The sequence below is a fragment of the Streptomyces sp. URMC 123 genome, assembly GCF_051386515.1.
GTDB lineage: Bacteria > Actinomycetota > Actinomycetes > Streptomycetales > Streptomycetaceae > Streptomyces.
Genome location: NZ_JBPQTV010000263.1, coordinates 1 through 9,093 on the forward strand (window position 1 = coordinate 1; position 9,093 = coordinate 9,093).

Annotated in this window: 9 protein-coding genes and 1 pseudogene; 6 read left to right on the top strand and 4 right to left on the bottom strand. The window is 73.2% G+C overall.

Features of this window, described 5'->3' with window-relative positions:
* Nucleotides 1-714: hypothetical protein (locus tag ACSNOD_RS24055; protein WP_436769120.1), on the top strand; the 714-nt coding region annotated here is incomplete at its 5' end.
* 131 nt (nucleotides 715-845) lie between these two features.
* Here ACSNOD_RS24055 and thiC read toward each other — a convergent pair.
* Complete coding sequence (gene thiC, locus ACSNOD_RS24060) at nucleotides 846-2,648, bottom strand: phosphomethylpyrimidine synthase ThiC (RefSeq protein WP_436769121.1); 1,803 nt, start codon at nucleotides 2,646-2,648, stop codon at nucleotides 846-848.
* Nucleotides 2,649-3,047: 399 nt separating this feature from the next.
* Here thiC and ACSNOD_RS24065 point away from each other — a divergent pair, with 399 nt between their 5' ends.
* Nucleotides 3,048-4,304, top strand: a complete 1,257-nt coding sequence (locus ACSNOD_RS24065; protein ID WP_436769122.1) for a YibE/F family protein — start codon at nucleotides 3,048-3,050, stop codon at nucleotides 4,302-4,304.
* 115 nt (nucleotides 4,305-4,419) lie between these two features.
* Here the strand turns inward: ACSNOD_RS24065 and ACSNOD_RS24070 are convergent, their stop codons facing one another.
* On the bottom strand, nucleotides 4,420-4,641 hold the full coding sequence (locus ACSNOD_RS24070) for a DUF5326 family protein (protein ID WP_436769123.1): 222 nt from the start codon (nucleotides 4,639-4,641) through the stop codon (nucleotides 4,420-4,422).
* A 173-nt stretch (nucleotides 4,642-4,814) separates the two neighbouring features.
* The gene (locus ACSNOD_RS24075) at nucleotides 4,815-5,132 is read right to left on the bottom strand and encodes a cupin domain-containing protein (RefSeq protein ID WP_436769128.1); all 318 of its coding nucleotides are present in this window, start codon (nucleotides 5,130-5,132) and stop codon (nucleotides 4,815-4,817) included.
* Between the two features lie 62 nt (nucleotides 5,133-5,194).
* Here ACSNOD_RS24075 and ACSNOD_RS24080 point away from each other — a divergent pair, with 62 nt between their 5' ends.
* From ACSNOD_RS24080 to ACSNOD_RS24095, 4 genes are all read left to right on the top strand, one after another.
* Nucleotides 5,195-5,575 carry a phage holin family protein gene (locus tag ACSNOD_RS24080; protein WP_436769124.1) on the top strand — a complete coding sequence of 127 codons (381 nt, stop codon included), beginning with the start codon at nucleotides 5,195-5,197 and terminating at the stop codon, nucleotides 5,573-5,575.
* 13 nt (nucleotides 5,576-5,588) lie between these two features.
* Nucleotides 5,589-6,794 carry a cystathionine gamma-lyase gene (locus tag ACSNOD_RS24085; protein WP_436769125.1) on the top strand — a complete coding sequence of 402 codons (1,206 nt, stop codon included), beginning with the start codon at nucleotides 5,589-5,591 and terminating at the stop codon, nucleotides 6,792-6,794.
* 287 nt (nucleotides 6,795-7,081) lie between these two features.
* Nucleotides 7,082-8,047 carry a LysR family transcriptional regulator gene (locus tag ACSNOD_RS24090; RefSeq protein ID WP_436769126.1) on the top strand — a complete coding sequence of 322 codons (966 nt, stop codon included), beginning with the start codon at nucleotides 7,082-7,084 and terminating at the stop codon, nucleotides 8,045-8,047.
* 181 nt (nucleotides 8,048-8,228) lie between these two features.
* Entirely contained in the window at nucleotides 8,229-8,753 is a 525-nt protein-coding gene (locus tag ACSNOD_RS24095; protein ID WP_436769127.1) for an NUDIX domain-containing protein, read from the top strand.
* Between the two features lie 31 nt (nucleotides 8,754-8,784).
* Here ACSNOD_RS24095 and ACSNOD_RS24100 read toward each other — a convergent pair.
* Nucleotides 8,785-9,093 (bottom strand): annotated as a pseudogene (locus ACSNOD_RS24100) (hypothetical protein); the annotation flags it as partial.

Sequence of the window (9,093 nt, forward strand, 5' to 3'; positions counted from 1 at the left end):
GTCCCTGCCTCCGTTTCCGCCGCCGCCCCCGTCCCCGCCCTGCTCGTCCCGGACGGGGGCGGCGAGGGCGACGAGGGCAAGGCGTCCGGCCGGCCGGACCCCTCGGGAGACGACGCCGAGGGTACGGGGGCGGGGTTCGTGGCCGTCTTCGCCGTGCTGCTCCCCCTGCTGGCCGGCACCGCCGCCGTGATCTTCCTGCTGGTCGGCTATCTGCTCCGGGCGGTCAGCCCGGACGAGCCGGTGGCGGACCCGATGATCAGCGCCGGCTGGATCTTCGCAGCACTGGCGGCGGCGGGCGCCGTCGCCGCGATGGCCGGCCTGCTGCTCACGGCCCTGCGCAATGACGCGAGCGCCGTACGGGGTCCCGAGCCGGCCGCCGAGGAGCCGGTTCCCGACGAGGTGGCGCTGGCCAAGGAGGCCTGGCGCGGGGCGCTGCTGGAGCGCGGGGTGCTGCCGTTCCTCCGCGAGGCGCTGGCGGACCCGGAGCGGGGCACCGGCAAGGCCGCGCACGAGTCGGCCGAGCCGACCCGGAACGGCCGCCCGGCCGAGCCCGGATTCACCGGCCAGACGCCCCACCTGGGCTATTCGCGGCCGGGGTTCAGCAGCCCGGCCACCGATGTCCACGGGCCCGACGCGGGCGGCGCGCGCCCCAGCTACACCCGACCCGACTACACGAGCCCCGAGTTCGGCAGCCCGGACCGCCACCCGGACTGAGGAGCCCGGGCGCCGGCGCTCCGGGGGCCGATTCCCGTGAGAACCGGCCTGTTCGGTCGACGAACCGGCCCGCGACTCCCCCCATGAGGTCGCGGGTCGGTTCGTGGCTCTCGTCGCTCTCGTCGGCCGGCTCAGTCCGCCAGCGGGAGGTAGACGCGATTGCCCGCGGCGGCGAATTCCTCGGATTTGGCGGCCATGCCGGCCTCGATCTCCTCGGACGTGGCGCCGTGTTCGCGGCGAATGTCCTGGGAGATCTTCATCGAACAGAATTTCGGCCCGCACATGGAGCAGAAATGGGCCGTCTTCGCCGGCTCCGCGGGGAGGGTCTCGTCGTGGAAGGCGCGGGCCGTGTCCGGGTCGAGGGCCAGGTTGAACTGGTCCTCCCAGCGGAATTCGAAGCGCGCGTCGGAGAGCGCGTCGTCCCATTCCTGCGCGCCCGGGTGGCCCTTGGCCAGGTCCGCGGCGTGGGCGGAGATCTTGTAGGTGATCACGCCCGTCTTGACGTCGTCGCGGTTGGGCAGGCCCAGGTGTTCCTTGGGGGTGACGTAGCAGAGCATCGCCGTGCCCCACCAGCCGATCATCGCCGCGCCGATGCCGGAGGTGATGTGGTCGTAGCCCGGCGCCACGTCCGTGGTCAGGGGGCCGAGGGTGTAGAACGGCGCCTCCTCGCAGATCTCCTGCTGGAGGTCGATGTTCTCCTTGATCTTGTGCATCGGGACATGGCCCGGGCCCTCGATCATGGTCTGCACGTGGTGCCGCTTGGCGATCCGGTTCAGCTCGCCGAGGGTCTTCAGCTCCGCGAACTGGGCCTCGTCGTTGGCGTCGGCGATCGAGCCGGGGCGCAGGCCGTCACCGAGGGAGAAGGTGACGTCGTAGGCCGCGAGGATCTCGCAGAGCTCCTCGAAGTTCTCGTAGAGGAACGACTCCTTGTGGTGGGCCAGGCACCACGCGGCCATGATGGAGCCGCCGCGCGAGACGATGCCGGTCTTGCGGCGGGCGGTCAGCGGCACATAGCGCAGCAGCACGCCGGCGTGGACCGTCATGTAGTCGACGCCCTGCTCGGCCTGCTCGATGACCGTGTCCTTGTAGATCTCCCAGGTCAGCTCCTCGGCCCTGCCGTCGACCTTCTCCAGCGCCTGGTAGAGGGGGACGGTGCCGATGGGGACGGGGGAGTTGCGCAGCACCCACTCGCGGGTGGTGTGGATGTTCCGGCCGGTGGAGAGGTCCATGACCGTGTCCGCGCCCCAGCGGGTCGCCCAGGTCATCTTCTCCACCTCCTCCTCGATGGAGGAGGTGACCGCGGAGTTGCCGATGTTGGCGTTGACCTTCACCAGGAACCGCTTGCCGATGATCATCGGCTCGATCTCCGGGTGGTTCACATTGGCCGGCAGCACCGCCCGCCCGGCCGCGATCTCCTCGCGGACCACCTCGGGCTCGACGTTCTCGCGGAGCGCGACGAACTCCATCTCGGGGGTGATCTCCCCGCGCCGGGCGTAGGCGAGCTGGGTCACCGCCTGTCCGTCGCGCCCGCGCCGGGGCAGCCGGGGCCGGCCGGGGAAGACCGCGTCGAGGTTGCGCAGGCCCCCGCGGGGCGAGGTGTGCTTGATGCCGTCGTCCTCGGGGCGGACCGGGCGGCCCGCGTACTCCTCGGTGTCGCCCCGGCCGATGATCCAGTTCTCCCGCAGGGGCGTGAGCCCGCGGCGCACATCCGTCCGGATGTTCGGGTCGGTGTACGGGCCGGAGGTGTCGTAGAGCGTCACGCTGCGGCCGTTGGTGAGGTGCACCTGACGGACCGGCACCTGGAGGTCGGGGCGCGATCCGGTGATGTACGCCTTGTGCCAGCCGACGGTCGTGGTCGTGCCGTCCGCGACAGCGCCGTTCTGTGTGCCGTCCGCCGCATCGGAGGCAGGCGTGTGTGCATCCTGAAGGGTCATCTCAGACCTACTCCCTACGCCGGCATTACCCGGTAACAGGTTCGGCGGTCGGCGCAGCTTTCGTCCGTACGGCCGTCGGCCAACGGTCCTTCAGCGCCCTCTCAGCCCGCTGCTGCGAGCTCCCGCGATTGCAAAGGTGCCCCCACGTTAGCCGCCCCCCGGCCGCGCTGAACAGGGGGCCCGCACCGTTCTTGCGATGATCGGTCGGTGAGCCCTACGCCCGAGCCCTCCGCGCACCACCACGACGACGGCCGGAACCACGGCCCCCACCATGGCCCGAGCCCCGGTCCAGGCCCAGGCCCGATCCCCGGCCCCGGACTTGCCCATGGCCACGGCCACAGTCACAGCCACGGTCCCGTCCCGCCCGTCTCACGACACCTTCGCAAAGTCATCGCGGCGGTGCTCATCCCGTTCGCCACCGCCGTGGTCGTCGGCATGGTGGTGCTCTGGCCGGGCGGCGCGCCCGAGCACGAGCGCACCGGCGTCGGCTTCGACCGGCAGACCGAGCAGGCCACCGTCGTCCGGGTGGAGAAGGTCGACTGCCGGGAGGTCAACGCCCAGCGGCCGCAGGCGCAGCCGGGCAACGGCCAGGGCGGCTCGGGCGGGCGCCCGGGCGCGGCCGGGAACGACGACTGCGAGCGGGCCACCGTCGAGGTCTCCACCGGCCCGGAGAAGGGCCGCACCTTCACCGAGATCGTCCAGCCGGACGCGCCGCGGCGGCTGAAGGACGGCCAGGGGGTGGTCGTGGCGTACGCGCCCGACGCGCCGCGCGAGCTCCAGTTCTCCGTCATCGACGTGGACCGGGAGTTCCCGATGGCCCTGCTGGCCGGGGTGTTCGCGCTGGCCGTGGTCGCCGTGGGCCGGCTGCGCGGGCTCTTCGCGCTGATCGCGCTGGCCGTCAGCTTCGCCGTGCTGACGCTGTTCATCCTGCCCGCGATCCTGCACGGGTCCAATCCGCTCGCCGTCGCCGTGGTCGGCGCCAGCGTGATCATGCTGACCGCGCTCTACATGTGCCACGGGCTCAACGCCCGTACGTCGGTCGCGGTGCTCGGCACGCTGATCTCGCTGCTGCTCATCGGGCTGCTGGGCTCGATCTTCATCGGCTGGGCCTCGCTCACCGGCAACACCTCGGACGAGACCGGGCTGATCCACGGCCTCTACCCGGACATCGAGATGAGCGGTCTGCTGCTGGCCGGCGTCATCATCGGCTCGCTGGGCGTGCTGGACGACGTGACGGTCACCCAGACGTCCGCCGTCTGGGAGCTGAAGCAGGCGGACCCGTCGATGACGGCGCGCCAGCTGTACCGGGCGGGCCTGCGGATCGGCCGGGACCACATCGCCTCGGTGGTCAACACCCTGGTGCTGGCCTACGCGGGCGCGGCGCTGCCGCTGCTGCTGCTCTTCTCCATCGCCCGCAGCAGCGTGGGGATGGTGGCCAACAGCGAGCTGGTCGCGGAGGAGATCGTACGGACGCTGGTGGGCAGCATCGGGCTCGTCGCCTCGGTGCCGGTGACGACGGCGCTGGCGGCGCTGGTCGTCTCGGCGGACCGGGGCCGGGGCGAGGCGCCGGACACGGGCGGTGGCCCGGGCGGTACGGGGCCGGCTCCCGCCGGGCGGGGCGTGCTGGGCGGTCGGGGCCGGCGCCGCAAGCGCTGACGGGCGGCCGGGGCCGGTGCCGTACGACCGTGGCCGGGCCGCCGTCGTCACCGCGGACGGGCGGCCGGGGCGAGGCGCCGTACGACCGGGCCGGCGGGCCCCCCACCCCTCGCGGCTACCAGTCGCCCTTGGACGAGGACGCCGTCCCCTTCACCTTCCGCACCACGTAGACCACCGCCGCCACCAGCGCCACGAACACCAGTGCCTTGAAGAGCAGGCCGATCAGGAAGGTCAGCGCGCTGGTGATGAGCCCGCCGAAGACCACGATCGCGATGATCGGCACCGCCACCCACTTCACCCACCACGGAAGGCCGGTGTAGATCTCCTTGACTGCCATGGTCGTCCCCGCTTTCGCCGTCGCCGGCTCTCGTCGTGCCGTCCCGGCGGGCCCGGCTCCTTGTCGCCGCGCTCCCGCCGACTTCGATGCTAGGCGCACGAACACCGCGTCCGGCCTGCTCGGAGCCCCTGTCCGCCCCTGACCCGTCCCCTACGGGACCGGCCGGTCGCGGGTCAGCTCTCAGGCGGAGAGAACACCACCAGGACCCGCAGGTCCTCGCTGATGTGGTGGAACTTGTGGGCCACCCCGGCGGGCACGTACACCACGCTGCCACGCGCCACCTGGGTCGTCTCCATGCCCACGGTGATCGAGGCCCGCCCGCTGACCACGAAGTACACCTCGTCCTGGCCGTGCGGCTGCTGGGGGTCGGACGCGCCCGCGTCGAGGGCGTAGAGCCCGACGGACATGTTCCGCTCCCGCAGGAACTGCAGATACGCGCCGTCGTTGGCGGCTCGTTCCGCCTCCAGCTCGTCCAGCCGGAACGCCTTCATCCCTGGCCCACCCCTCATGGCGACTTTCGTCGTCGATCGATCCGTTCTGCCACGATCTCACCATGAAGAGTTTCGTAGTCAAGACGATCGCCAACGCGGTGGCTCTGGGGGTGGCCACCTGGCTGCTGTCCGACATCGAGCTGACCGGCACGAGCACCGGGCGGAAGGTGCTCACCCTGATCCTCGTCGCCCTGGTCTTCGGGGTGGTGAACTTCCTGGTCAAGCCGGTGGTGAAGCTGCTGTCGTTCCCCCTGTTCGTGCTGACGCTGGGCCTGTTCACGCTGGTCGTCAACGCGCTGATGCTGCTGCTGACGTCCTGGCTGGCGGGCCGGCTGGACCTGTCCTTCCATGTGGACGGCTTCTGGACGGCCGTGCTCGGCGGCCTGATCATCAGCATCGTCTCCTGGGCCGTGAACATGGCCATGCCCGACGACAAGGACTGACGAGGTACGCCCCATGGACGCGCAGGCCCCCGGGAACCCGGACCGCCCCGACGCCCCGGACCGCGGCGGGAACCCCGGCCGCCCGGGCGACCACGACCGCCTCGGCGACGGCACCCGCGTCGTACGGGCCGGGCTGCCCGAGCCCGTACCCCACCGGCCCGCCCTGCCCGGGCCGGTCTTCGCCGCGCACTACCACCTGCCCGGCGACCCGGTGGGCCCGTACACCTACGGCCGGGAGCAGAACCCGACCTGGACGCTGCTCGAACGCGCGATCAGCGAGCTGGAGTCGCCGGGCGAGGACTGCGACACGACCGTCTTCGCCTCCGGCATGGCCGCGATCAGCGCGGTGCTCCTCTCCCAGGTGCGGGCCGGTGACGCGGTGGTGCTCCCCGACGACGGCTACCAGGCGCTGGCCCTGGTCCGGGAGCGGCTGACGGCGTACGGGGTGGAGGTGCGGACCGCGCCCACCGCGGGGGACGCGCAGGCCGCCCTGCTCCCGGGAGCGCGGCTGCTGTGGCTGGAGACGCCCTGCAACCCCGGTCTGGACGTGTGCGACATCCGCCGGCTGGTGGCCGCCGCCCGCGCCGAGGGCGCGCTGGTCGCCGTGGACAACACCCTGGCCACCCCGCTGGGCCAGCGCCCGCTGGAACTGGGCGCCGACTTCTCGGTGTCCAGCGGCACCAAGGCGCTCACCGGGCACGGCGATGTGCTGCTGGGCCATGTGAGCTGTCGCGCGCCGGAGCTGACGGCGGCCGTACGGCAGTGGCGCAGGACCGCGGGGGCCGTGCCGGGGCCGATGGAGTCCTGGCTCGCCCACCGCTCGCTGGCCACGCTGCGGCTGCGGGTGGACCAGCAGGCCGCGGGCGCGCTGGCCCTGGCCCGGGCGCTGCGGGAGCGGCCGGAGGTGACCGGGGTGCGCCACCCCGGGCTGCCGGACGATCCGGCGCACGCGGTGGCCCGGCGGCAGATGCGCGCCGGGCGGTACGGCTGCGTGGTGTCCTTCACGCTGCCGGACCGCGCCCACGCCGAGCGGTTCCTCGGCGCGCTGCGGCTGGTGGACGAGGCGACGAGCTTCGGCGGGGTCCGCTCCACTGCGGAGCGCCGGGGGCGCTGGGGCGGGGACGCGGTCCCGGAGGGCTTCATCCGGTTCTCGGTGGGCGTGGAGGACCCGGCGGACCTGGTCGCGGACGTGCGGCGGGCGCTCGACGCGGCGGGCTGACCGGCGTCCGACCGGCGGAGCCCCGGCCGTCCACGGCGGCCGGGACACGGGCACGAGAAGGGCAATTGGCCCCACGCGAGGGAAGGGCGGCTCGAGCCTCCCCCCTCATGGCTCGAGCCGCCCTGGCTCACCTCGCGCCCCCGCCGCGCACGGGCGACGGACGCGCGAATGACCGCTCGAACAAGGCTAGTTGACTCAGCGTCAGTGTCCAATCACAGTAGCGACACAGACCTATCGACAAATTTATAGTTGCCCACGGGGAGGCAGCGGGGGCGAGGGGAGAACGCATGGATCTGGCCCTGCTCCGCACCTTTGTCACCGTGCACCGAGCCGGGTCGTTCACCCGCGCCGCCGCGCTGCTGGGGCTCTCCCAGCCCGCGGTCACGAGCCAGATAAGGGCTCTGGAGCGGCAGTTGGGGCGCCCGCTGTTCCTGCGCCAGGCGCGCGGGGTCACCCCCACCACCCTCGGCGACGAGCTGGCGCACAAGGTCGCCCCGCACCTCGACGCCCTGGTGAAGATCACCGAGTCGGGGCTCGACGTGCCGGCCGCGCCCCGTACGCTCCACCTCTCCGGCCCGCCCGAGTTCACGTCCGTGCGCGCGCTGCCCGCGCTCACCCCGCTCGTGGCCCAGGGCCTGGCCGTGCGGGCCTCCTTCGGCAGCGCCGAGGAGACGCTGGACGGGCTGGCCGCCGGCCACTGCGACCTCGGCATCGCCACGGCCCGGCCGCGCGGCGGGCTGCTCTCCTCGACGCCGCTGTGCGACGAGGAGCACGTGCTGGTCGCGGCGCCCCGCTGGGCGGCCCGGCTGGGCGCGGCGGGCGGCTGGCCCCGGGCCGGGGCGGGCGGCCGCTGGCAGCGGGCCGGGGCGGTCGCCGGCTCGGAACCGGGCCCGGCGTACGAGGCGCCGCCGCCGATGCTGGAGCACGTCCCCATCGTGGAGGTGCACGAGAGCCTGCCGCTGGTCTCCCGCTACTGGGCGGCCGTCTTCGACGCCAAGCCCGCGGCGGCCGGCACGGTCGTCGCCCCGGATCTGCGGGCGGTCCTCGGCTGTACGGTGGCGGGCGCCGGGCTCGCCGTCCTGCCACGCTATCTGTGCGAGGACGCGCTCGACACGGGCGAGCTGGTCACGCTGCTCGATCCGCCGGTGCCGCCGCTGCGCACGTACTTCCTGGTCGTACGGGCCGGGACGCTCTCCCTGCCGCACATCTCCCGGCCGCACGAGTGGCTGTTGCGGGCGGCGGTCGACTGGTGAGGCACCGGCGGCCGCCCGGCGAGGGCCTGCGGCCGGCGGTCGCCCGGCACCGTGCGGCGGTCGTACGGGCGGTCCGGCGGTCGTACGGGGCCGCCCGGCGGTCGTACGGGAAAGGGGCGCCGGACCCAGCGGATCGTCCCGCTCCGGTTTCAGCCACCCCGGAACGGGCCACATCTCTCCCATGACCGGCACTTCCGATGGCCCCGGCGCGCCGGGGCCGCCCCCCACCGCCCCGAGGCCCGTGGTCAAGCGCACCGCCCGCGCGATTCTGCTCGACGGTGACGATCTGCTGCTGATCAAGCGGACCAAGCCCGGCCACCCGCCGTACTGGATCACGCCGGGCGGCGGCGTGGAGCCGGGCGACGCCACGGTCGTCGACGCCCTCCACCGCGAGGTGGACGAGGAACTGGGCGCGAAGGTCACCGATGTGGTTCCCGTCTTCGTCGACACCGTGGAGCACATCGCGGAGGGCGGGGTCATCGGGGTCAAGGTGCAGCACTTCTTCGTCTGCCGGCTGGAGTCCATGGACCCCGCCCGCCGCCACGGCCCGGAGGTCGAGGAGCCGTGCGGCGAGTACGAGATCGTACGGGTGCCGTTCACGCGGGTGGGGCTGGCCTCGGTGGAGGTCGTCCCGCTGTCGCTGCGGCACTATCTGGACGCGAACATCGAGGGCGTGCGGGCGATGCACGCCCCCGATCTCGGCTGACCGCGCCCGCGTCCGGGGCCCGCGCGGCCGCTCAGCCGCCCGCCGCGACCAGCTCCTCCAGCGCGTCGTGGCGAATGCGCTCCGACGGGATGCCGATGCCGACGAGCGTGTCCACCCCGCTGCGGATGAGTCCGGGCGGCCCGGACAGATAGGCGTCGTACGCGTTCCAGGGCCCGTAGCGCTGTACGGCCTCGGGGAGTTGGCCGCTGAGGCTGCCGGGGGCGCCGCCGCCGGGGCCCTCGTGGCCGGCCGGCCCGTCGATGACCGGGCGCACCGACAGCCACGGGTGCGAGCGCGCCATCTTCAGCATGGTGTCGATGTCGTACAGGTCGTGGCCGCT

Bases quoted from the DNA above. Each gene is read 5' to 3' on its own strand.
- ACSNOD_RS24095 (WP_436769127.1), top strand. From the start codon at position 8,229: ATGACCGGCACTTCCGATGGCCCCGGCGCGCCGGGGCCGCCCCCCACC.
- ACSNOD_RS24075 (WP_436769128.1), bottom strand. From the start codon at position 5,132: ATGAAGGCGTTCCGGCTGGACGAGCTGGAGGCGGAACGAGCCGCCAAC.
- ACSNOD_RS24085 (WP_436769125.1), top strand. From the start codon at position 5,589: ATGGACGCGCAGGCCCCCGGGAACCCGGACCGCCCCGACGCCCCGGAC.
- thiC (WP_436769121.1), bottom strand. From the start codon at position 2,648: ATGACCCTTCAGGATGCACACACGCCTGCCTCCGATGCGGCGGACGGC.
- ACSNOD_RS24090 (WP_436769126.1), top strand. From the start codon at position 7,082: ATGGATCTGGCCCTGCTCCGCACCTTTGTCACCGTGCACCGAGCCGGG.
- ACSNOD_RS24080 (WP_436769124.1), top strand. From the start codon at position 5,195: ATGAAGAGTTTCGTAGTCAAGACGATCGCCAACGCGGTGGCTCTGGGG.
- ACSNOD_RS24070 (WP_436769123.1), bottom strand. From the start codon at position 4,641: ATGGCAGTCAAGGAGATCTACACCGGCCTTCCGTGGTGGGTGAAGTGG.